18 protein-coding genes are annotated in these 24,429 nt (G+C 37.8%); 8 read left to right on the top strand and 10 right to left on the bottom strand.

Features of this window, described 5'->3' with window-relative positions:
- Positions 1-9: 9 nt before the first annotated feature.
- The 9 genes from ORI89_RS08970 to ORI89_RS08930 all read right to left on the bottom strand — a co-directional run bounded on the left by ORI89_RS08970 (position 10) and on the right by ORI89_RS08930 (position 12,324).
- Complete coding sequence (locus ORI89_RS08970) at positions 10-1,050, bottom strand: FecCD family ABC transporter permease (protein WP_268230126.1); 1,041 nt, start codon at positions 1,048-1,050, stop codon at positions 10-12.
- Positions 1,051-1,067: 17 nt separating this feature from the next.
- Positions 1,068-1,946, bottom strand: coding sequence for a heme/hemin ABC transporter substrate-binding protein (locus ORI89_RS08965; RefSeq protein ID WP_268230125.1), 879 nt, complete (start codon positions 1,944-1,946; stop codon positions 1,068-1,070).
- A 46-nt stretch (positions 1,947-1,992) separates the two neighbouring features.
- On the bottom strand, positions 1,993-2,862 hold the full coding sequence (locus ORI89_RS08960) for a ChaN family lipoprotein (RefSeq protein ID WP_268230124.1): 870 nt from the start codon (positions 2,860-2,862) through the stop codon (positions 1,993-1,995).
- The gene (locus ORI89_RS08955; protein ID WP_268230123.1) at positions 2,863-4,542 is read right to left on the bottom strand and encodes a S8 family serine peptidase; all 1,680 of its coding nucleotides are present in this window, start codon (positions 4,540-4,542) and stop codon (positions 2,863-2,865) included.
- The gene (locus ORI89_RS08950; RefSeq protein WP_268230122.1) at positions 4,539-5,429 is read right to left on the bottom strand and encodes a hypothetical protein; all 891 of its coding nucleotides are present in this window, start codon (positions 5,427-5,429) and stop codon (positions 4,539-4,541) included. The genes ORI89_RS08955 and ORI89_RS08950 overlap by 4 nt, the downstream gene beginning before the upstream one ends.
- Positions 5,430-5,432: 3 nt before the next feature.
- Positions 5,433-6,896, bottom strand: coding sequence for a RagB/SusD family nutrient uptake outer membrane protein (locus tag ORI89_RS08945; RefSeq protein ID WP_268230121.1), 1,464 nt, complete (start codon positions 6,894-6,896; stop codon positions 5,433-5,435).
- Positions 6,897-6,932: 36 nt separating this feature from the next.
- The gene (locus ORI89_RS08940) at positions 6,933-10,511 is read right to left on the bottom strand and encodes a SusC/RagA family TonB-linked outer membrane protein (RefSeq protein WP_268230120.1); all 3,579 of its coding nucleotides are present in this window, start codon (positions 10,509-10,511) and stop codon (positions 6,933-6,935) included.
- Between the two features lie 45 nt (positions 10,512-10,556).
- Complete coding sequence (locus tag ORI89_RS08935; RefSeq protein WP_268230119.1) at positions 10,557-11,573, bottom strand: FecR family protein; 1,017 nt, start codon at positions 11,571-11,573, stop codon at positions 10,557-10,559.
- Between the two features lie 133 nt (positions 11,574-11,706).
- Positions 11,707-12,324, bottom strand: coding sequence for an RNA polymerase sigma factor (locus ORI89_RS08930; RefSeq protein ID WP_268230118.1), 618 nt, complete (start codon positions 12,322-12,324; stop codon positions 11,707-11,709).
- Positions 12,325-12,808: 484 nt separating this feature from the next.
- Between ORI89_RS08930 and ORI89_RS08925 the strand changes: the two genes are divergently transcribed.
- The 6 genes from ORI89_RS08925 to ORI89_RS08900 all read left to right on the top strand — a co-directional run bounded on the left by ORI89_RS08925 (position 12,809) and on the right by ORI89_RS08900 (position 18,617).
- Positions 12,809-13,063: a hypothetical protein gene (locus ORI89_RS08925; RefSeq protein ID WP_268230117.1), complete on the top strand. Its 255-nt coding sequence runs from the start codon at positions 12,809-12,811 to the stop codon at positions 13,061-13,063.
- A gap of 229 nt (positions 13,064-13,292) precedes the next feature.
- On the top strand, positions 13,293-14,213 hold the full coding sequence (locus ORI89_RS08920; RefSeq protein WP_268230116.1) for a hypothetical protein: 921 nt from the start codon (positions 13,293-13,295) through the stop codon (positions 14,211-14,213).
- A 3-nt stretch (positions 14,214-14,216) separates the two neighbouring features.
- Positions 14,217-16,208, top strand: a complete 1,992-nt coding sequence (locus ORI89_RS08915) for a TonB-dependent receptor domain-containing protein (protein WP_268230115.1) — start codon at positions 14,217-14,219, stop codon at positions 16,206-16,208.
- Positions 16,209-16,212: 4 nt separating this feature from the next.
- On the top strand, positions 16,213-16,578 hold the full coding sequence (locus ORI89_RS08910) for a hypothetical protein (RefSeq protein ID WP_268230114.1): 366 nt from the start codon (positions 16,213-16,215) through the stop codon (positions 16,576-16,578).
- Between the two features lie 68 nt (positions 16,579-16,646).
- Positions 16,647-17,522, top strand: coding sequence for an MbnP family protein (locus ORI89_RS08905; protein WP_268230113.1), 876 nt, complete (start codon positions 16,647-16,649; stop codon positions 17,520-17,522).
- Positions 17,523-17,588: 66 nt separating this feature from the next.
- Positions 17,589-18,617, top strand: coding sequence for a cytochrome-c peroxidase (locus ORI89_RS08900; protein ID WP_268230112.1), 1,029 nt, complete (start codon positions 17,589-17,591; stop codon positions 18,615-18,617).
- 4 nt (positions 18,618-18,621) lie between these two features.
- Here the strand turns inward: ORI89_RS08900 and ORI89_RS08895 are convergent, their stop codons facing one another.
- Entirely contained in the window at positions 18,622-19,353 is a 732-nt protein-coding gene (locus ORI89_RS08895) for a FadR/GntR family transcriptional regulator (protein WP_268230111.1), read from the bottom strand.
- Positions 19,354-19,470: 117 nt separating this feature from the next.
- On the opposite strand from ORI89_RS08895, the gene ORI89_RS08890 reads away from it, so the two are divergent.
- Positions 19,471-22,851, top strand: coding sequence for a SusC/RagA family TonB-linked outer membrane protein (locus ORI89_RS08890; protein ID WP_268230110.1), 3,381 nt, complete (start codon positions 19,471-19,473; stop codon positions 22,849-22,851).
- 20 nt (positions 22,852-22,871) lie between these two features.
- Entirely contained in the window at positions 22,872-24,425 is a 1,554-nt protein-coding gene (locus tag ORI89_RS08885) for a RagB/SusD family nutrient uptake outer membrane protein (RefSeq protein WP_268230109.1), read from the top strand.
- Positions 24,426-24,429 lie beyond the last annotated feature (4 nt).

Here is a 24,429-nt window from a genome sequence, read left to right as displayed (position 1 = left end):
GCTGTTTATTTAAAAAAATCTTTTTTTGCGTTCATGTACGATAATGTATATAAAGATGGGTGTTCCTATCATAGCTGTTAATATACCAATGGGAAGTTCTGCCGGAGATGCTATAGTTCTTGCTATAAGGTCGGATAGGAGCAGGACTATGGCACCTAAAAGGGCAGAAGCAGGGATGACCAACCGGTGGTCTGACGAAAGTGACATACGGATAATATGCGGTACGACCAGCCCTACAAAACCGATCAGTCCTGTTACAGCTACTGATGCTCCGACACCCAGTGTTGCCAGTAGGATAATGATCTTTTTCAAAGTGGATACATTAATACCCATATGCATAGCTTGTGCCTCTCCGAGGGCAAGACCGTTGATGGATTTTGCAAAGAAGGGAAGAATAGCTACAGGAATGATGGCAAATGGCAACATGGTTGTTACAGTTTTCCAATTAGCACCGCCTAAGCTTCCCAAGCTCCAAAATGTAATATTACGGAGCTGTTCATCGTTGGCCAGAAAAATGAGCAAACCGGTAAATGCTCCTGAAAGGGCATTTATAGCTATACCGGATAGGAGCAAGGTAGTGATATCCGCTTTCCCGTTGCGCATGGATAGCCTGTAGACCATCCATGTTGTAAGACAAGCTCCGACAAAAGCGGAAAATGCTAGCGCATAATATCCCATATAAGTTTTTATGAGGAGTAATAACGGGGTTTCAACTACGATGAGTAATGCGGTAAATAGCATGGCTCCAGAGGATATGCCTATCAGTCCGGGTTCTGCAAGCGGGTTGCGAAATAGTCCCTGTATCACAGCTCCAGATATGCTGAGTGCACTACCGACCAGTATGCCAAGTAATACTCTTGGCAAACGTATGTTTATAAAAACGGCTTCTTGTTGTGGCTGAAATGTGGCCCCGTCTGTAAAGCCAAGCTGATGTCCGATAATAGCCATTAATTCACTTACGCTGATTTGAACAGCTCCTAAGCAGAGTGATAGCAAACTAGCTACGATGAGTATGACGGATAATACAATAAATATAATACTATTCTTCAATTTAAAATTGGCTTAAATTATTGATAAATCTTTGTCGAAAGCTCTTGCAAAGCTTTACCTAATCGGGGGCTGAATCCAGTTAGAAACTGACCGTCCATTTCGATGAATTTTTTGTTTTTTCCTGCTTTGGTTTCTTTTATTCCCTGAACTTCTAGTAGACCAGGAATACCGCCCAGGCTTTTCAGTCCGGAATCAAATAAAAGGATAACATCAGGGTTGGCAGCTACTAAGGCTTCTGCTGTTAAAGGTTTATAATCTGTAAAGCCGCTTACCGCATTTTCTGCTCCTGCCAGTTCTATTATTTTCTGTATAGGAGTATCTTCTCCTGCTACCATCATTGTCCCGGTGCCACGTGCATAGATAAAGAGTACTTTACTTTTTTGGTCTTTATATTTTTGAATGTTGATTTGCTCGAGGTCATTTTTTAGTATTTGTATGATGGAATCTCCTTTGTTATGGATTCCTAGACTATCAGCTATGGAGCGAATGAGGTGTTTGCTACCTTCAACGCTGAATTCTTGCTCAAAAAGCATTAAGTTGACTCCTGCAGAGGATAGTATTTCAGCGATTTCGGGGCTGACGTCTTTTTTCGTTCCGATGACCATTGTGGGATTTAGGGCTAGAATCCCTTCTGAAGATAATTTGCGGCTATGACCAATTTGCGGTATGCTGGATAGGCTTTCTGGATAGGTGCTTGCCACATCGACTCCCACAATTTTGTCTTCGAGTCCCAATCCGGCTAGGATTTCGGAGGTTGTGCCATTGACGGATACAATGCGTGCAGAATCGAGTAGGGAGGGTTTGTTTTGTTGAGGTGCGGAGTTACAGCTGCTTCCCAATATGAGGGCGTTAGTGAAAAACAAACTTGTATAGATTATTTTTTTGAATGTTTTCATTGTTGTGTAATTATTAATGGTTGTAAAATGATTTAAATAGAGTGTTTTAAAAAGTTTTTTGAACGCTAGACGCTGTGAGAATAACGTAGTCGCCGAGGTGTTCCCATGATGCCCAGCTGGGTGCATCGAGATTGTCATGGCTGAATGATGAGATATTTATCAGTTTTAGTTTTCTACCATAACGCTGCAACTGTGCATAGGTGCCCAGTTTTTCATCGGTATGGAAGCGACCGTTGAGGTGCAAAACCTGTTTAATGGAGCGTTTCTTAGCTAGCTTTGCTATTTTAGATGCCATGGTCGCATCCCAGACGTTTTGAGACTGATATATTTTCATATTTCCCATACCGGCATGTCCACCCAGTAAGCCAACAAATTTCTCATAATATCTGCCCGTTAATGTATCAATAGGTAATGGTGCGATGAGCTTTTTTCCTTCTGTTGATAATTCTTTTAGGCTTTGAACTCCGTGACGTGTTACTCGGTTTGTATATCTAGAGGGAGCATTGGCAGCTAGGACATAGATGCCGTTACTTTTAGCGTATTCGACTAATGGACGGTAATCTTTATAGTTTTGCCACGGTCGTGCGTCTACAAGAAGGTTTTTCTCTGTGATTTGTCCAGCGAGGTATTCATTTAATACAAGCTGTACATCGGTCTGGAACATTTCCATAGAAAGTGAAATGTTTTTTCCATGGATATTATGAAGCCCTTTGAATACTTCCAGTTGGAGGACATGGGCAACAGAATCATTGTGTTCTTCACCAAAGAAGACAACTTGTGCCAAACTGATTTCTTTTATGAGTTGGTCAAGTGTTATTTCCTTTTTGTCCGCTGTGTTGTATACCTTGTATAGCGGATCTTTTTGCGCCGAAAGGTATATAGGGGTTATTAAGTAGAATAATAATAGCTTTTTCATTTATAGTTTTTTGTTTTCTGGGTTATACCATTTCTCTGCAAGTTCAAAAGCCCGTAAAGCATTTATGATTCCACCGGAAATAGAATTTTCCTGCATGATATATTTTTGCTCTTTGTTAATTAAAGGATCGTTCTGATCGGGGGGTAATACGGATGCTTCAATAATTTGTTTTAAGTCGTGTGCTTTCAAATTTGGATAATAAGCTTTTAGTACAGCAGCTAATCCTGTAACTACAGGGGCAGCCATACTGGTTCCACTTAGTGCCGCATATCGATTGCCTGGTAGGGTGGAATAAATATTGTCGCCGGGAGCAAAAACATCTACTGTATTTTTTCCGATGTTGGAGAATTTTGCGACTATTTTCCCATGGGAGAAATGGGGGTTTGTTGATGCACCTACTGTGATATAGTTTTTAGCTTTCTTTCGACCGACTTTAGGATTAGGATAATTATATGTGGTATCTAGATCTATGCTGCTATTGCCTGCAGCATGAACAAGCAGGACATCTTTTTTTTGAGCATAGCGTATAGCTTTATTGACAAGCTTTAGATCTGGTGAATATGATTTCCCAAAGCTCATATTAATAATGTGAGCTCCATTATCTACAGCATAACGAATTCCCGCAGCTATATCTTCGTCATGTTCGTCACCATCAGATGGGACGACCCGAACGATCATAAGGGATACTTCAGAGCTTCCGATACCGGAGAATCCATTGGTTTGCGCTATGCCTGCCACGATTCCAGCGACATGGGTACCATGTCGTGTATCTGAAGCTGCTATGTTAGGGTTCCCATAGTGTCTTTTCCCTTTTTTTCCTTTTGAGAAGTTTATCACCGCTGTGCGATAACTGCCCAGTGAGTCCGGTAAAGTAGGAGGGAGTGCTTGATAGTAGGCTATTACACTATCCATAGCATTATTTATATCAGAATTCTTCGTGTGTTTAGGAAAATAACGATACATTCCCATCATCATTCCTCTAGCTGCTACTAGTGTATGATCGGTAGAATCTATAGTCATTTTTTCCAGATCGTTGTAATCGTATGTTTTCTGAAATTTTATTTGTAGAACAGTGTCTTGGTCGGGCAGTAACGACTGATAAAAACGCAACCCTCTAGCCATAAGGCGTTCGGGGCTATTTGAAATCATTTCCGTTTTGGCACGCTGCCATTCTTGATAACCTTTTTTATGGAATAGTTTAGCCCATTTTTTAGGTTTATATGATCCATAGGATGAAAGACCATTAAAATATATGCGCTGATATTCATAATGTTCTTTAGTGATATTCTGTTGGTTGTCAATACTGTTCCCTAAGAAATTCCATCCATATTTGTCATTAATATATTTATTGTGTCTTTTCTTAGAATGGGGGGCGTTTTGTGCATGTGGGTTATGCCATAATCTTTTATAGATTGCGTGATGCGCCGTATCTACGCCTGTATCTAGAATAGCAACTACGACAGGAGTGGGGATTTGGTTTGTGAGTAGGCTGTCTTTTACGATGTTCCAACTAATTCCGTAACTCTTTCCTGGCTGCCATTTTTGTAAGTGCCAATCTATTATTGTACTGTTGGTTTTTGTACGCTGTACTTCTTGCGCTTGTGCCAAGTTATAGGATAGCACTATCCATATGGATAGTGCTATAATATATTTGGACAAATGAGCTGATCTTGTTATCATTGGTATAATCCTCTTAATTCATGAATATCTAATCCAATGCTTTTGAAATAATTTGAAAGCAGGTCATATCTTTTTTTCATCATAGGCGAGTATTCGAGTTGGGGCTCTGAATTTGTTTCTCTAGTAAAATAAAATCGAGCGTCCATTTTCTCAGGAGGAGTGGAAGCAATTTCTGTCATCCAGATTGCAAAGTCATCTATAGCTAAAGGAGCAAATCGTACGGATCGAAATGCCCAGAACCCGAGTTCTTTTGGTTGCGGATCTTTAGCATCTGCAGGTCTGCTGTAGGAGTAATCTACCATTTGGAAAAATTCAGGCAGGTCTTTTTCTATTCGCCTGTACATGTATTTGAAAAATTCATTGTTGAATGTTCGAGCTTGCTGTTGTAATGTGTTATCGCTCAGCATTGTGAAGGGCTCGTTTATGTTAGCCATTAACATGGTCCCGGCTGTTTGTACAGAAGCATGTGGAACTTTGAGGTTAAATTGATCCATAAACATATAGCAGCTATCGGCCAAAGCTAAACGCAAAGGGAAGTATTCTTTTAAGAAACTTTGGGGGTAATAAGCGAAAATATGTTTTTCAAAAAAAGAAATTGCACTTGGTAATACTTCTTCAGATACATCTGTAGTTACCATTCCAATTAGTTTTTTTGTTTCAAAATCCCATACAAAATCCCGTTCATGAAGGTCTTTATAAAGGATGGTTGTGTTATATTTTTCTCTCCATTCTTTTAGTTTTGCATGGGATGGTGATGATTCATCAACCGGATAATCTAATACACCTGTAGATTCAAATTTAGCGATATTGTCTTTTTCGCATCCGTAGCAGAAGGTTAATAGCGCTAATAATATCCAAAGTATAGTTGAGTTGTTTTTCATTTTCATATTTTAATTATTTAAAACTTCTACGGGACGTTGCGGTCTTTGAATCATTTTCAATAAAGGGTTTCTGTCCAGTTCGGCTTTTGGAATTTGTAATGTATACCCTTTATCCTCAGGTGTTAAAACAACTCTATAGTGTTGCCCATTTAATTGCCATTCATGCTGTACTGTCTCTTGAAATCTTCTTAAGTCCATCCACCGTATCTGATCTTCAAAACACAACTCTCTGATGCGTTCATTTTTGACCAATTGCATTAGTGTTTCTCCTTTCCAGTTTGCGTCGGCTAAATTAATAGCGTTTTGAATACGGTTTTTTCGTAATTTGTTTAATATTTGTACACTTTTTGCCCTTTCTTCTTTTTTCGCATAGGCTTCTGCTAGGTTTAGGTAAACTTCTGCACTGCGGAAGGCATTGCCTCGGGCACCTGCTGTTCCTTGTTTTTTTGTAGGGTAAGGAACTCCCGTTGTGGAGTTTTTAGTGAAAAACCAAGTGGGACGTAAATCTATTTCTGTTTCTTTTTTATCTTTTTTGTACAGATCGAATAGTGCGTCGTCTACAACAAAACCTGGGTGTTGACCATTATAAAGTAATGTGACAGGGTTGCTAGCACCATAAAGAAAAACTACTTCAACATTCTTCGCTTGAATAAAGCGGTTATTGTCATTGTAGGCTCCTTCTAAAGGAGCTAATGCAGGGTGTATTTCTGTGAATTCTTCACCATATTTGATTACCGACTGCCAGTCTTCCATAACTAAGGCTACTCGGCTTGCTAGCACTAATCCGGCACGATAATTAATGGTGTAAGGCGTGTCAAAGGTTTTCTTATCTATTAATGACAAACCTTTATCTATATCATTGCGAATTTGTTTGAACACCTGATGCACTGTGTTTCGTGCTATTCCTCCTTTTACAACTCCTGCTTCAAGTTTTATAGGTATGCCCATTTCATTATCTATGTCCGGGCGATAAGGTTCTGCAAATAATGTAGCAAGTGTGAAATGATGAAAAGCACGAAGTAGAAAAGCTTGACCTTGTACATGGTCGCGGAACTCTTGATTTTCAAACGTTTTGATAGGTGCTGTTTCGAGGTCATTTATTACAGTATTACAGACCATGACTGCCGCATAGGTTTTTTGCCAAATGCCATGTAGAAGCGAGGAGTTCCATTGTTCCATATCTGCCTCCCATCTATAAAAAGCTCGAAAAGTCATGTTGTCTGCATTCCATGGGGAGGACGTTCCTCCTACTGGGTTATACCCGACAAGATCAGTCATTATATCGAGATTGTTGTAGCTGTCTACGGCGGAAACACCAGCACTACCAGCCGGATATCCACCGCCATATAGTAGTTCCTCGTATTGAGAGATGGATTCTGGGATTACTATATCAGCAGAGGTTTCCTCCATAAATTTTGTGCAGGCACCAAATAAAGGGAGTAAGATCAATATGGTGATCTTTTTATTTATCATTGAAAATATCATGTTTATTTTTATCTATAATAAATTTTAAAAACCGGCATTAATACCGAAACTATATATTCTAGGAATAGGAAGTGCGTCTGGCTGATCAATGATTTCAGGGTCTCTACCGGAGAGACGATCTTTATCTGCCGCCCAGAAAGCAATATTTTGTGCAGATAAACGTATGCGCAAACTTTTTACAGGCGTTCTGGCAACCCATTTCTGTGGCATGTCATAGTGGACATTTATTGCTTGTAGCCTAACATAGTCAGCTTTGATAACACGAAGGTCACTGTTGTTATACATTTCATGCATGTGAAGTGCGGCTTGAGTAGAAGTCGCGTACACGAAACCATTGGGAGTTGGGAAATTGTGAGGTGAATTTTTCCCTTGTGTAAGTGCTAATACATCCATTAAAACCGGGAGATTACTGAATTGTTCATCACCGGGTTGTTTCCATCTGTTAATATATTCGGCTGGGAAGTTTTGGACAACATCAAAAGGGAATGCTATCGATTCACTCGGATAGTATTTGGGTAGTCTTTTAACACTTCCAAAATTGAAGGCCATAGCCAGGTCAAGGGTGATGTTTTTATAACGGAATGTGTTATGCCACCCTCCACTAAGGTCTGGATTGATGCTTCCTGAATTAAGGAGTATTGCCTGATCTAACGTGGACATGTGCGCTTGGGTGCCATCTTCATTTAAAAATGTTGGCCAGCCTTTTTCATTTAATCCCATAAAACGGTAGGAGTATAGACTTCCGTAAGCATCTCCTTGAATAACTGCACGGCCATTATATCGGTTTTGGCGAGATGATTCTTCGACATTTGCAAGCGTGATGCGGTTGCGGTTATTTGCTCCGGTCAGTGTCGTGTGCCAGCTGAATTGCTGGTTTCTTAGGACATAAGCGCTCAGACTTAATTCTATTCCGCGATTATACATATCGCCACCGTTGACTAATACAGTATTGCGACCGTTGGTATAAGATACTATTTGGTCAATTAATAAATCTTTGCCTTTTTTGTTGTAATAGTCAGCTGCTATGTTTATCCTATTATTAAATAAACCTATTTCTAAACCTGCATTCAATGTGGCGCTTTTCTCCCATCGAAGATCGGGGTTGGGGAAGTAGCGGATGCTTGAATAGTATTTACCAGTGAGAGGATCTACATTATTTTGTTCCGCAACTAATGATGGTGAAGCATCTGAACGGATATTGCCTTGCCACCCGTAGGACATTCTGACCGCAAGGTGTGATAGTAGCTTACTGTCCTGCAAGAAATTTTCTTCTGAGATGATCCATTTAGCTCCTGCGGACCAGATTGGAGAATAACGGAATCTGCTGTTTTTTCCAAAAAGATTGGAACCGTCATAACGCGCACTGAAGTTGGCTATGTATCGGTTAGCATATCGGTAGTCTGCAATTCCATAATAAGATAAATAATTATTACGTCTGTTGGTGAAATTGTATTTATTTTTTTCAGCTTGTTTGTTTTCTAAATTTACGATAAGTCCACCACGATCGTGGAAATAACCATGTAATTTTTGTTCATCGCCATAGTAACCAACACTACGTATTTCATTACCCGCTAGAACAGTAAGTCGGTGTTCTCCAGTGAATTCTTTATCATAAAACAACTGGTTTCTTACTGTATAGCTTGATTGATCCATTCTGTTAGTTTCCAAAATACCGCCCATTTGTAAGGGACTGCGATCAAATTGCGATGTAGAAGGTGAGAAAGCTCCGTACTGATAACCTCGTATATAGCTGATGTAGTGCGAGCGCTCTTCGGCCCACATTTCGTTTCTACTTGTGGTTGTATTGTAAGCTAATAAACTTTCAAATCGTAAGTTTTTTAAAATAGAATAGCGGAGATTGAGTTGGGCTTGGAGTTCTTTGGCTTTTAATGTAGACCCTGTTGTTGATAGTTCGTTGAAAATGTTGTAGTTAAGCCAACCTCCATTTTGTGGTGCTCCCATATCATAAAAGAAAGGTAAGCCATTGGAGTCATAGGCTGGAATAGCTCTGCTGGTATTGATTGCATAAGTGTAAGGGTTTATACTTTTGTGAAAGCCCTTATTGTCTCGAATGTTAATTCCAACTTTCAGATCTGTATATAGACGATCAGTGATTTGGTTACCTAAGCGCATTGTTGCTGCATAACGTGTAAGTCCACTACCTTTTGCATTTGCTTTCTCGTCGTAGATACTACCAGAGAATAAGTAGGTGGTGCGTTGAGAACCGCCACTAAGGCTAAGGTTATGATTCTGACTCCAAGAATTAGTAAATAGTTCGTCGAACCAATTTGTATTCATTGTAGCCATATTTTGGAGACGTTGATCAAACTCTTCTTTAGAGATGTTTTTAGCCGTATAGTCCAAGTATGCTCCTTCCCATCCAATTTTATTAGAGCGAGTGGTAGATAGGATGTTTGCTGCAAATAATTCTTCAGATGTACGCAGTCGTTGTGCGGCATTCATAACATCTACCTGTCCATAGTTGGGTCTAGCACGAATCTGTACATCGGCAGAATAATTGACGCGTGTTTCTCCTGTTTTTCCCTGCTTGGTCGTTACTACAATAACACCATTGACTGCACGTACTCCATATATTGCTGTAGCTGACGCATCCTTTAATACATCAATGGACTCGATATCATTTGGATTTAGACCCGCTATACTGCTTCCGACCATATTTAGTAATGTCAGGTCGTCAGCTGTTGCTAGATCGCGGTTTCTGATAGGTATAGGGTCTTCCCAAATTACTCCATCGACTACCCATATTGGTTCTTGATCCCCTGTAATACTGGAGGTTCCTCTGATTCTGATTTTTGGTGGAGCTCCGGGATTGCCGATAATACCTGTTACAGTCATGCCAGGTATACGCCCCTGTAACATTTGATCAACACTTACTGCTCCTAGTTGAGTAAGGCTACTAGGACTTAGAGAAGATATTGACCCTACTACTTGTTTTCGTTGCAGCTCTTGATAGCCGGTAACCACCACATCACTTACCGTAAGGTTTGAAGGCTGCATTATTACGAGAATCGTTGTGTCCTGAGTTGGAATTTCGATGACTTGGCGTTGCATACCTACAAATGAGATAGAGAGTTCATCGCCTGGCATAGATGACAGTGAAAACTGTCCATCTCTTCCTGTGAATGCCCCCATGGATTTATTACTGAGTTGGAGAGTCACACCTTCTATCGGTTGCCCAGACCTGTCCTGTATGGCTCCGGAAATACGGGTTGTTTTCTTTTTGGGTTGGGGTTGATAAGCTATTGATAGCGCCTGGTGTCCGCTATGTGTTATAACATAATCAAGACCTAGTAATTGTTTTAATGCTGCATCAGCTTCTTTTCCTATGAAGTTAAAATTGACACGTTTGTGGGTATCTATATCTTCACTACTATAAAAAAGTGAAAGTCCACTCTGTTTTTTTATTTGATCAAGTATAGTTGATATTGGCGTGTTCTTGACATCTACTTTGATGGTTTGACTTACTACGGTTGCCGTCAATCCTATTATACAGAATAAGGAGAGTGCGATAACTCTTATTTTGTATCGTGATAGTTTTACCCTGCCATTTAGTGACCTGATATATGGTTGTTTTTTAATCATTTGTGTTTAAATTAAGAACGTAAATTTCATAATGTATGGGCTGTGTTATTTTTGTTTTGCCGGCATAACATAGACTTCGTTGTTTAGCAATTTTAGTCTAACTTTTTTGGTGGCTTCTAACATTTTTAGGCACTCTTCTAATGAGTTTGAACGTGTCAATGTTCCATTAAATGGAATCAGCTTTAACCTTTCTTCAGCATACTTTACCTCCAATTGATTCCATTCGGCTAGAATAGTCATACACTCGGCTAATGGCATGTCTTCGAGTATTACTTGGTCCAGCCTCCAAGTTGGTGATGTTATATGACGGTTTAGTGATTCTATGGTTGCTTTTCCAGTGGTTGGAGAATAGACTATGCGTTGTTGAGGTATTAGGGTGATATCAGCTATTTTTGACGTTGAGAAAATGATTCCACCACTATATAATGTTGTTGTTATTACTTTTTTAGCCTCTCGAGCATCGATAGAGAAGGATGTACCAGTGACACGAACATTTGCATCGTCAACCTGTACGATAAATGGTTTTGTTTTATCTTTTACAACTTCAAAATAGGCTTCACCATGTAGAATCACTTTACGGTCTTTTTTTCCGAAGTCGGCAGCTAAGGATAAAGAGCTTTTCTCATTTAGCCACACCATTGACCCGTCTTCTAGTCGTATTGTGTCTAGGGGGGTAGTGCTGTGCAACGATATCTGGGGTGTATTTTTATTATTCTCAGATTTGAAAAATAATGTTGCTCCAATTGTAACGAATAAGAGACATGCGGCTGCGGCTGTTATACGCCATAGGCGCCAACTTCTTCTCCAGGTAGTTTTTTTATGGCTTATTTCTTTCTGTATGTTATATAGTTGCTGTTCGGTGTTGAATTCGAAGTGTTGAAGCGCATTAGGTTTCAGGCTTTCCTGAATTGCGTTGTAAAACAAACTATTCTCCTCCTTTTCAGCCAACCAATCCTGAAATAAACGGTCAGTTTCCTGGATGCGACCATCTAGTACCTGCAGTACGAGTGCCCACTCGATTTCACTGATTGTACTTAATAAATATTTATTTTCTGCTTTCACTACTCCTAAGACACAGAAAGCTTAGTTTTGTATTACGTTTATTTAAACTGATTATAAATAAATTTATAAAACGCTGTTTATCAGTTTGTTTTTGTTTTGTATTTTTGTGTTTTTAAATGAAGAAGAGGCGTTTTTATAAAATACACCCCGTTTTTTCTTCGAGAAGGTATATCAGCAGGAAGAGTAAGCTAGCATATATTTTGTGGTCTTTTTCAAATTGTTCTCGTATTCGCGTATACGCTCTGTTCATTTGTACTTTAATTGTATTAATTGAAAGACCAAGTTGGTTAGCGGCCTGTGCGTAGGAGTGGTTTTCGAAATATATCAATTTAAAAATTTTTCTGCATTGTTTTGGTAATTCTTCGACAGCTAACTCTAAACAACTATATATATGTTCTCTTTCCTCATAGTCTAAACCATTATCTGGAATGGCAAATGCTTCTGCTGTATCATCGGGCTGTAATTCTACATGTTTAAACTTATTTCTTTGATAATAATTGATTGTAGCATTGTGAACAGAGCGATAGGCATAGGCTTTAAAAGTATATTTAATGATAATTTGATCCCGTTTATGCCAAAGGTTAAGGAAAAAATCTTGAACAATATCTTCTGCTTGTTGGCTGTCGTTACAAACTTGATTGGCAAAGCTACACAATTTGGCATAGTGGCGACGAAACAGTTCATGGAAAGCCTGATGATCACCATCTGCAATTAATTCCAGTATTTGATTATCAAGTAGTGAATTACTCATTGTTATTTAGAATTATTATAAATAAGAGCAATGTTAATAATTATTGATGAGTAGGGTTTAGTACTAATGGTTTTAAGACAAAAATATGACAAAGGAGTAGGCAAGGATTGGTTTTAAAATCTGTGAAAAAAGGTTGTTTTTTTGTTCTAGGTATACGTTTTTTTATAGACCATAGGTTGAAATATTGCCGTTTTATCTGTATAGACCAATATCATTGAAGTGACTTTAATATCCTTAAGAGTAATCTTTTTTGTATTTGGAGTTTTATTTTTGACAACGATTTTCTATAAAAACAAATAAATACCTTTTAAACCTTCTATGTATTATTTATATTTGGCACAAATCATTTAAAAATAAAGGTAAAGTAGTTTTGATCCGTTGTTGTGCATATATTCTTTTAGTCGTTTTGACACTGCAATCGTTTTATCGCAGTATCATGACTTTGGACTATCAGTTGCATTTGCCAGAATACTTAGCAAAGTGTATGAACATCGATTTACCTGAATTGCACTGTGACGGTCAGTGTGTGTTGATGAAGAAAGTAGCGGAACACGAAAAGGAAGGAACTAAAAAAAATCTATTGGTGTACGAGTATAGTTCGCTGTATGTAACTCCTGAATATGTTGATTTTTTAATGTCCGACCCTCTGTTAGATGTTACGAAAAGTAGCCTTTCTTTTTATTCTACTGATTACCGTTATAATTATAATATTTCTGTTTTTCGCCCCCCTATTAGTTAGTTTAATTTCATTTAAACATAGTTATATCCATATTTTATTCATGTGATTGGATAGTGTACTTCTTTTTAAATGGAAGTATTTTGATATGTGGTATATATCTCAGGTATTTATTCATTTAACATTTTAACGAAAAAGATTTTTGATTTTATAAAAGGAGACTGTGCCAGACCTTTTATAATAATCTAAGCTTTGTGGTAGAGCATTTAAATCTTTAAATAATATGACTTGTATGAAAGTAAATCTACTTTTTCTTATCCTGTTGTTTTTTATGTTTTTATCATGTACGAAAAGTAAAACAGACTATGAAGCAGAAATAGATCAGGAGGTGCCGGTATATAGCGAGTTTGAAGAAGCTGCGGTTTTACAAACAGAATCTCATAAAATTAGTGTGGAGGCCCTAAATGGTACTTTTTATAAGGGGTATAATGATATACGCTTAAAGGTTTACGATAAGATTAGTAATGAAAAGGTTAAGGGAGCAGTTGTGAGTTTTACACCGATAAGGATAGGTGAAAATGAGCAGTTATCTTCCTGTCCGCATTTGCAAGAGATGGTTTATAACTCGGGGGACGATTTTTTGGAAGGCTATGTAGTGTTTACTGAAAGGAGTGATGACAACGGAAAGTGGGCGTTTGAAATTAATCTTACAGTTGACGGGACTATATCTAAAGCTAGGCAAGATGTTATTGTTAGAGAACAACAAAATAAGAACTTAAATATGACTTCTTTTCTGGGTAGGGATGAACGTGAGTATATTATTGCTTTGATAGCCCCACAAAGTCCAAAGGTAGGTGAGAATACATTGGTGGCAGGTATTTATAGCCAGGAGAATTATGAAATAGAACAGGAATATGGCGAAGCCACTTTCCCTATTTATCAAGAGGCACAAGGGTATACATTGCGGTTAGATCCGCGTATGCCTGAACCATCCATGGGCAATCACTCATCACCAAATAATCAAGATCTTACTCAGAAAGAAGATGGTACGTATGAAGGCCGAGTGAACTATACGATGACCGGAAATTGGACATTGAATTTTATTATGTTGAATGAGCAAGGGAAAGTTTTGAAAGGTACGGTTGTTCCTGATGATTTTACACCGGGGGTGGAAGGTAAGAAAAGTGAGTTGCATCTAGATGTTTTATTTTAAAGTATGAAGACGATTAATACGTTTTTGGGGCTTGTAGTTTTGGGAGTGCTGCACACACATGCGCAGGAGGTAGGTATAAAAAGGGATAGTATAAGAAATATTGAAAAAGTAGAAATAACAGCAAAGGCTAAGCGAAAGATTGAAACCGATTTAAAAATGGCAGTGTCAGTGGATGAGTTTTTAGCTTCTTCAGATAATATAAGTTTTATTAAAAGAGGTGCCTACGCTTGGGAGCCGTTGCTGAACAATATGGCTATTGAACGATCTACCATTACGATTGATGGTATGCATATTTTTGGTGCCTGTACAGATAAGATGGATCCTGTGACTTCTTATGTTGAGACAAATAACTTATCGACTATTGAAATTACTTCGGGGCAGGAAGGGAGTATGCATGGTGCTACTGTAGCAGGAAGCATTGATATGAAAAGAAAAAGTACACCTTTTGCTTTGGATAAACAATGGTCTGGTGTATATGAGAGTGGTTTTGAATTTAATAATAAGCAGTTTTTTAATTTAGGGAGTTTGTCTTATTCGGGGGCTAAGTTTGTAGCTGATGGGAGTGTTTCTTTTCGTAATGCGGGGAATTATTCGGATGGGAAGAATAACGAGGTTAGGCATTCACAGTATAATAAGTTTAATACGTCTATGGGTTTAGCTTATAAAATTGATGATTTGTCGTCAGTTCGAGTTGATGCTATATATGATAAGGCAAAGGATGTTGGGTTTCCAGCTTTACCTATGGATTTATGGCTTTCCCGTGCGATTATTACGTCAGCTGCCTATAAGCGGTTATTTGAAGAAGGCTTGTTAAAGGTGTGGGATACTAAGTTTTATTTTAATGCGATAGAACATTATATGGATGATACGAAACGTCCGGAGAATTTGGTGCACATGGATATGCCTGGGTGGAGTACGACTTATGGATTGCTTTCGCAGGTAAATCTAAAGAAGGGAAATTATAGTTCAGAGCTACAGTTGAATATGTACGAAAATGTCTCTATAGCAGAAATGACTATGTATCCACAGGATAGAGAAAAAAAAACAATGTTTGCTTATACTTGGCCCTGGGTGACGACACGTTTTACGGGTGTTTCTATGAAAAACGCATGGGATGCTTCGACTAACAGCCGTTTTAATTTTGGGGGATCGCTAGGTTGGAATTACAATCGTTCTAAATATATTGAGTTTAATTGGATTTTTCATCCAGGAGCCTCTCAACAAAAAGATAGGATGCTTCCAAGTTTGTTTGCGGGATATGAATTAAACATAGATCAATTTGATTTTTCTATTGGAGGAGGATATGGGCATCGGGCACCTTCGGTATCAGAAGGGTACGGGTATTATATTTATAATAGTTTTGATCGCTATGATTATATAGGAAATCCTGACTTGAAGAATGAAGTTTCGTATGAGATGAACGCTGGGGTGGGGTATAAAACTGATCGAGCAGGGATAGGAGCTAAGGTGAATTATTTTCACATAGAAAACTATATAGTCGGGCAAATTTTAAGTTTGGGAAGTCCGATGAATTATCAATCTGTAGGTGTTAAAGGTTATACTTCTTTACGATATGCTCGATTGTTTAACCTAGCGCTAAATGCGAATTATGATTTATTGCAAAATTTACATTGGAAAGGGACTTTGACTTATGCTCGCTCGACTGATGATAAAGGGGGAAATCTACCTTTTATACGTCCGTTGAGTTATCAGACTTCTTTACATTTTATGTATGGTAGATTTTCGGCTCAAACCTCAGTTAACGGTGATTTTTCTCAAGAAAACTATAGTCCGGAATATGGGGAAGATTTAACGCCTGCATATACCCTTTGGAATGTTTCGGCGGGTTATATGTTTAGTTTTAGAGGTTATAAGGCGATGTTACAGGTTGGAGCTGAAAATTTATTTAATGAATATTACAGTACCTATGCAGATTGGGGAAGTATACCACGAATGGGGCGTAATATTTTTACTTCTATGAAGCTTTCTTTTTAAAAAAATGAAAAGGCTATTGATTTCTTTGTTAATGATATTATCACTGTTGATCGGTTTTCAACAGGCTATTATTGTGCTTCATTTTAAATTGAACCAGAAAGAAATTGAAGCTGCTTTTTGTGTAAACAAAGATGAGCCTATGATGCATTGCCACGGAGCATGTTTCTTAAGGAAGCAACTAAAGAACACGGAAGAGAAGGGTTCGGTGCCGTCTACTGTATATTCGAAAGTAGACCTAATGACGGTTCCGATTATAGAATTTGAAGTGCGTGATTTAATAATTGATATTGGTAGTAATGCTCCTGTTTATCAGGATATTTGCTACGAAGATCCTTTTAGGGAGGTGATTGTACCACCGCCTATCGGCTGATGTTTTTTATGCTAAAAGCAACGAATAACAATACGCAAATTATTAAATAAACTATAAAATTTTATATCATGAAAATATTGAATCCATACTTTTTTTTAGGCCTATTTTTTATCTCGTTTATATCGTGTAGTAAGGATAGTGATAGTCCTGTCGCGAATCAGTTAACATTGAGTTTTAATAATACCTTTAAGGATGAGACTATTATTTTGGGCGATGCATCTTCTTCTTTAGCATCGGTGAATACGTCTGCAAAAGGCCAAGAACACCGATTTTCCGAAGTAAAGTATGTGATTAGTAATATCCGGTTGATTAAGGCGGATGGAGGAGAGATTCCTTATCATATTAACGATTTAGATAAAGGTGCGACTGTCATAAATCAGGCTAAGCCGCAGACTCTAGATTATGTCATGACAAATATCCCTGCAGGTGAATATAAGCAGATCAAGTTTGGTCTAGGTGTTAAACAGGGTTTGAATACATTGGATGAGGTGAAATTTCCTGGGTTTTATGCTGAAGCTGGAGCTAATGACACGAAGATGATGTGGGAGTGGGGAACAGGATATCGTTTTACGAAGATAGAAGGTTTCTATGAGATAGATAATAAAGAGCTGTCTATACATACTGGAAGCACATTAGATGGCAATAGAAATGACCCAAGTTCTTATGTTCCAGGAGTAGATGCTTATAGGGATGTGGTTTTGACATTGCCTCAGCATGCTATGGTAGGTAAGATTGCACCTAAAATTATGATTAAAGCGGACTTTGATAAGTTATTAAGCGGTAAAGTGCATACGATTACTTTGTCTTCGGGCAGGGGCGATGCAGATAATGCGACGCCTAATGTTCATACTGCGGTGGAAATGATGAAGTTTGTGGACAATTTGGGAGGAAACGGTGAGAATGATATTTCAGGCATGTTTTCTATCGAGGCAGTAAATAACTAAAGGATGTAGTTTAGCCGCCCCTTCCTTTAAGTATGGGCGGCTATTCTTGAATTATATTTTATTCAGATGAATAGGTTGTTTGTTAAATTATTTTTGGTACTATTTTTATTTTCATGTAATAAAGAAGATCAAGTAGAGATAGTGCCTGATGATAATCATGAGTTAGCTTTGAATATCCCTGATGGTTTTCCTGAATTCAACCCGTTTGTCATCGAGAATATGCCGACAAAATATGGGGTAGAACTAGGTGAAAAGCTGTTTCATGAAAAGAAATTTAGTGGAAATAATACGATATCCTGTGCGAGTTGCCATAATAAAGCACATGCTTTTGCGGATAATAATGAACAAGCTATAGGGATTTACAGTAGGGTCGGACTTCGAAATACACCATCTATTCAGAATTTAGCATTTATGAAGGCTTACAATTGGGATGGAAATATTCGCCAATTGGAAAGGCAAACCTTAGTACCTATCATTACCCATGAAGAAATGAATTCTTCGATCGTAGAAGTTATTAATAAACTAAAAGAAGAAAGTATATATAGGGAATTGTTTAGAAAGGCTTTTGGTGATGAAAATATTACGGCTGATAGAATTTATAGAAGCATTTCGCAATATCAGTATATGCTGGTTTCGGCAGATAGTAAGTACGATAAGGTAAAAAGAGGAGAGGAGCTTTTGTTTACCGATAGCGAAGAGAGGGGCTATCGTATTTTCCAGCTGAAATGTGGAAGTTGTCATAGTACAGAATTATTTACAGATCAGAGTTTTAGAAATATTGGATTTCCTATCAACCCGAGTACAGAAGAAGCTGGACGTGCACGTGTAACGGGTGATCCTAATGATATGATGAGCTTTAGGGTGCCTTCTTTGCGGAATGCTTTTTATACTGCTCCTTATGGTAGTTTTGGGCAATTTTTAACATTACGGGCTGTTTTGGACTATCTTGATGAAGGTGTTTTGGACGCTACTAATCTGGATCCTATTTTGAAAGAGAATGGGAACAGAATTCCTATGACCGAGCAGGAAAAAGTTGATATCATTTCTTTCATCGGCACATTAAGTGATGAGGAGTTTGTAGGTGATGTTTTTTGATTTTTTATAAGGGTTTGTCATTATTGAAAATACGTAAAAAATGATTATTCAAATGTGTTCTAATTGCTCTTCTATATGCATCAGCATCTCGTTTTTTTAAAACATCGACTAATTCTTTATGTGTTACAAATTCTGAACTATTTATGCTGTGTTCTAAGAAACCACTATTATGTACATATTGAAAAATAGGAAGTAATAATTGTTGAAGCTCCAATAACATTTTGTTTTCTGATATCTGATATAGCTTTCCATGAAATCTAATCTCGTCATCAATGTTCCAAGGAAAGGCAGTATCACCTGATGCAATTGAATTAGAAATTTCTTCCAATTCTTTAATATCTTGGTCTGTAATTTTATTGATGATAAAATCTGCCATTCCGACTTCTAATGCTAAACGCATTTCAAAGAGATCTTTTAATGTATTGTTATCTAATAATGATGGATGAAATATTCTTCTGAATGAGCCTAATACATCTGGGTTAGTAAGAACAGATCCCTTGTGTTTTTTTGACTCTATAAGCCCTACAGTTTTTAATCGTAATAGAGCTTCCCTAATAACTGTGCGACTTACACCTAAGCTTTCTGCTAAATCTAATTCTTTTGGGAGTATATCTCCAACTTTCATTTCTGTTTCTTGAATGAAGGTCACTATTCTTTCTTCTACTTTATCTACTAAGCTAGATGTATCAACGTTTCCCAACTTAGTAATATCTCCTACCTTATTCTTGTTATCCATTTTCTTTACCTCGTTTATTAATTGAACAATTATATATAAAATATTTGTATTTCAGATATTATGTTATACATTTGGTATTATTATGTACGACATAATAATTTTATTAAACCATATTTTATGACAAGATTTAGTTTTATAATTCAGAAAAAGACTTTAATAGTTCTTTTATTCAGTATTCTGCACATAGCATTGTATGCACAGAGTACAATTAGAGGGGAAGTGCTAGGACAAGACGGGCTTCCATTGTCGGATGTTAGTGTTACAAATAGTACATTAAGTTTTTCTACTTCTACCGATAAGGAAGGAAAGTTTACTTTGCGAGGGAAGAAGGGGGATAAAGTTATTTTTACTTCTGTTGGCTATTTGGCTAAGGAAGTTGTATTAGATGAATTAGAGACTCTTCAGATAGTTTTAGATTTTGAAAATACAGCTTTGGAAGAAGTTGTAGTTATGGGGTACGGTATTGTGAAACGTACAAAAGCGACAGCTTCTGTTTCTACATTAGATAGTAAAGTGTTAGAAAGTGGTATGCGTGCTAATCCTGTTCAGGCTTTAGCTGGGACAATTCCAGGAGTCCGTATATCTACAGGTTCGGGGCGTCCTGGGGCAATTGGAGGTATTACTTTACGTGGAGGAACCCACTTTGATGGTTCGGGAAGTCCTTTAATTTTGGTAGATGGTCAAGTCCGTTCTTCTCTTTCCGATATCAATCCAGAAGAGATAGAGCGTATAGATGTTCAGAAAGATGCTGCTGCTACTGCAATATATGGTGCAAGAGCTAGTAATGGAGTGATTATAGTGACAACAAAAGGTGGGAAAGAAGGACGTTCTGAATTAGCATTTAAGGCAAATCGTGGTATAAACTACTTAAATATACCCTACGATTTTTTGGAGGCTGGAGACTATGTGAAGTGGAATCGCCTAGGTGCTGTAGGGGCTATAAATTCGGGTACACTTCCTAATACAACTTTAGGATCTCCTGGTCCAAGGGGTACTGGGAATGCTTATTTTGCGGCAGATGGCATAACACCATTGGATGGAAATTATGCGAATGAAGCTAGATGGAGCTTAATGCGGTTGGACGATCAGAATCGGTTTTTACTTAATCAAGGATGGAAAACGATGAAAGATGTTATTCCGACTAATGCGGCTGGTAATTATGATCCTAGCGGAGAATATTATGATCTCATTTATGAAGATTTTAGTTATCGTGATGTTGCCTTTCACTCTTCAGCACCATCGCAGGATTATAATTTATCTTTTTCTGGAGGAAATGATAAAGCCACTTACTATAGTAATATAGGCTTATATGATGAGAAAGGATTGTCTTTGGAAACATTTTACCGTAGATATAATTTTGCAGTAAATGCTGATTACAAAATAAAGGATTGGATAAAGTCAGAGTCTAGGATAAATTTTACTCGTGCAAATTGGCGCGATCAATCGTTGACAAACGGAGAAGCAAATTATTGGGGGCGAATGATTTCTGCACCACCAACTTTAAGAAGCCGTAGTCCCATTACAGGTGATTGGATTTTAGGACGTGACGCTAGCGACGGCAACCCATTGGTTAATATTGATAAATATATTCGCCGTAATCACACGGATAAGTTTACATTAAACCAGGCTGTGACAATTAATTTAATGCCTGAACTGAGTTTACGAATGAACGGTGTGCTTTATTATGAGGAAGGCTATTATGAATCATTTAATCGTGATTTTAGAACAAACTTTTTAAGCTATACTAATCCTGACGCAGGATGGAACAGACAGCGAAGTAGCTCTGCAAGCTTTGGACGTGATATTCGACAAACATATAATGTGATTTTAAATTATGATAGATCATTCGGATATCATAATGTTAATGGGTTGTTAGGAGCAGAGTTTTATGATTCCTATTATCGTTCACTTGGAGCATCGGGTGCTTTAGCTCCTACAGATGATTTTATGTCTCTTGGTTTGACAACTAATACTTCGGATAATCCGACTAGAGGTGCTTCTTCAAGTCATACTAACGATCGCATTATTTCGCAATTTGCACGTGTTAATTATGATTTTGCTGATAAATATTTAGCCTCATTTACTTTTCGACAAGATGGTGCTTCTCGTTTGAGTTCTGATAATAGATGGGGCTTTTTTCCTGCAGCTTCAGTTGGATGGGTAGCGACAAAAGAAGATTTTATAAGAGACAGTGCACCGTGGTTAGATTTTCTTAAGCTTCGTGCTAGTTGGGGTAAAAATGGAAATATTGGCATCGGAACTAATAATGCTATTGGTATTTATGAGGTGCAAGGTAGTTATAATGTGCAGAATGCATATGACCAAACTCGTGGATTCTTATTCTCTAACCCCATTTTGCCAACATTGCAATGGGAGAAAACAAATACAACAGAGATCGGGGTAGATATTGGGCTATTAAATAATAGATTAAATATTTCGACGGCTTATTACAATAGAATTACATCAGATAAACTTACCAATATTGAGCTCCCAAGCTCTTCTGGTATAGGTTCTATTCGTACGAATAACGGAACTATGCGTAATCGTGGCGTTGAGTTTGAACTAGGGTACAGAATTTTGCAAAATGGAGATTTTACATGGACGGTGAATGCAAATGCTGCTTATGTTCGTAACAAGATAGTTAAGTTACCGTTTAACGGAAATGAACGTAACAGACAGGGGGGGACGCAAGTATATGATCCTGCTAGTGGAGCATTGATATGGGTCGGAGGCTATCAGGAAGGAATGGAGTGGGGAGATGTGTATGGCTTTCGCATGAATGATATTATTCGTAATGAACATGATCTTGCTAATTATAATGTGAGAGACGATGCGGCCGGAGAAGTATATTATGGTGGTGCAATTGGGAAAAGAGTAGCTAGTCAACAAATCATCGATGAACAGGGTTTATCAGGATATTTGCCAACACAGCTTGGTGATGCGATGTGGGAGGATATTAATGGAGACGGTGTTATTAATCAGGATGATCGAGTGAAATTAGGTAATCAGTTGCCGAATTGGACAGGAGGGATAAATACTACATTGAGTTATAAAGGACTTTCCTTGTTTACTAGACTTGATTTTGCGTTAGGACATATTCAGATGGATCAAATGCAGATGTGGTCTCTTGGTTTTTTTCAAGGAGAGTTTAATGCCACTACATTAGTGAACGATACTTGGACACTTGATAATCCTACAGCGAAGTATCCCCGCTACGTTTGGGCAGACCAGTTAAATGCCAAAAACTTTGATCGTCCAAGTGATATGTTTTGGAAAAAAGCAGATTATTTAGCATTTCGTGAAGTTTCGCTGAGTTATACAGTGCCAAAAGAATGGATTAATAAGGCGAAGATTTCAAGTTTAACGTTAACTGCGACTGGACAAAATCTAGGATATATTACTAATAGCATGATTAAATTACCAGAACGAACTGGTTTACAAAATAGTGCATATACTATTCCTACTATGTTAATCATTGGTGGTAAAATCACCTTTTAAAATTATTAAAAGACATAACAATGAAAAAATATATCCAATTAATGGTTGTATCTATAATAATGATAGGTATAACATCTTGTAATAAGCATTTAGATCTTGCGCCTGAAGATTATTTTGCTGATGGTAATTACTGGCAAAATGAAGCGCAGGTTAGTAATTTTATGACAGGTATCCATAGCCAATTAAGGGGACAACAATTTCAGTTTTTTCGTTTGGGAGAAATGCGTAGTGGTGCATTAAGTAATACTGCTCGAATGGATGTGTCTCTTAATGAATTGGGACTTATTAATCAAGAAATGACAGAAGTCTCCCCAGGGCTTGCTCCGTGGGCAGGGTTTATGAATAGTATTTTACAAATCAATCTTTTTATCAACAGAGTTGAAGTTATTACGTTTTTGGGTGAGAAAACGAAAAACAGTTTATTGGGACAGGCTTATGGACTTCGAGCTTTCTATTACTTTCATCTTATGCGTACATATGGTAGTGTTCCTTTGCGTCTTACTCCTGATATTATTTTAGATAAACCGGACCCTGTTACTTTACGTCTTGCCCGTTCACCTGAAATAGAGGTGTTGCAGTCTATAAAGTCAGATATTGCTCAATCATTACATTTTTTTGGCTCTGTTCAAGATTCTAATAAGGCTTATTGGACTCTTAATGCTACGCGTATGCTAAAAGGGGAGGTATTTCTTTGGTCTGCAAAAGTTTATAATAATACTGCTGATCTTGTGGATGCAAAAGCTGTTTTGAATGAAGTAGGTGGATATAGTTTATTGGCAGATTTTGCGAAAGTATTTACAGAAAAACGAAATTCGGAGATTATTTTCACTTTACCTTATGCGTTTAATGAAGCAGAGTCCTCGGCAGTAGCACAATTTTTATATGCAGGTAGCAATTTTAATGGAATTTATTTTAAAGATACTATAGATGTTAATGCACAGACATTGATTGATCCGTTGAGGATTGCAGAAGCCAGTGTAGGGGGGATTCAGCGTTATGCTTATACATATGATTTATTTCAGTCTTATGACATCGGAGACCGACGAAGGAATCATACTTTTTATGACTTTTATGCTTTAGATCGTACAGTAGCACCCCAGCGCGTAACTGTTCGGAATACCGTTTTAACAAAATTTATGGGTACTGTTAATAATAATATTCGTAATTATACTGATGATTGGCCTATATATCGTGAAGCAGACCGCTTATTGATGCTAGCAGAAATAGCGAATGCTGAGGGCGGTGACCCAACTGCTTTTATACAGCCGATTCGTGATCGTGCTTACGAAGGTAATGATTTAGCACCTTTTGTAAATGGTACAAAAGATGAGAATGAAATAGCCATTTTTGAAGAAAGAATGAAAGAATTCGTTTGGGAGGGCAAACGTTGGTATGATATTCGTCGGATGAAGTATGGAGCAATACCTTTAGTGTTTCGTTCTCCTAATCATCCTTATGGTGTGTTAGATCAAAGTAAGCAGGCTTATAAGGTGTTGTGGCCTATTGGGCGCGACGTATGGACAAATGACCCTTTGGTGGATCAGACTCCCGGATATGAAACTACAAAACCTTAAATCT

It is taken from the genome of Sphingobacterium sp. UT-1RO-CII-1, assembly GCF_026711005.1.
Lineage (GTDB): Bacteria > Bacteroidota > Bacteroidia > Sphingobacteriales > Sphingobacteriaceae > Sphingobacterium.
This window is presented reverse-complemented; position numbering and strand designations above follow the sequence as displayed.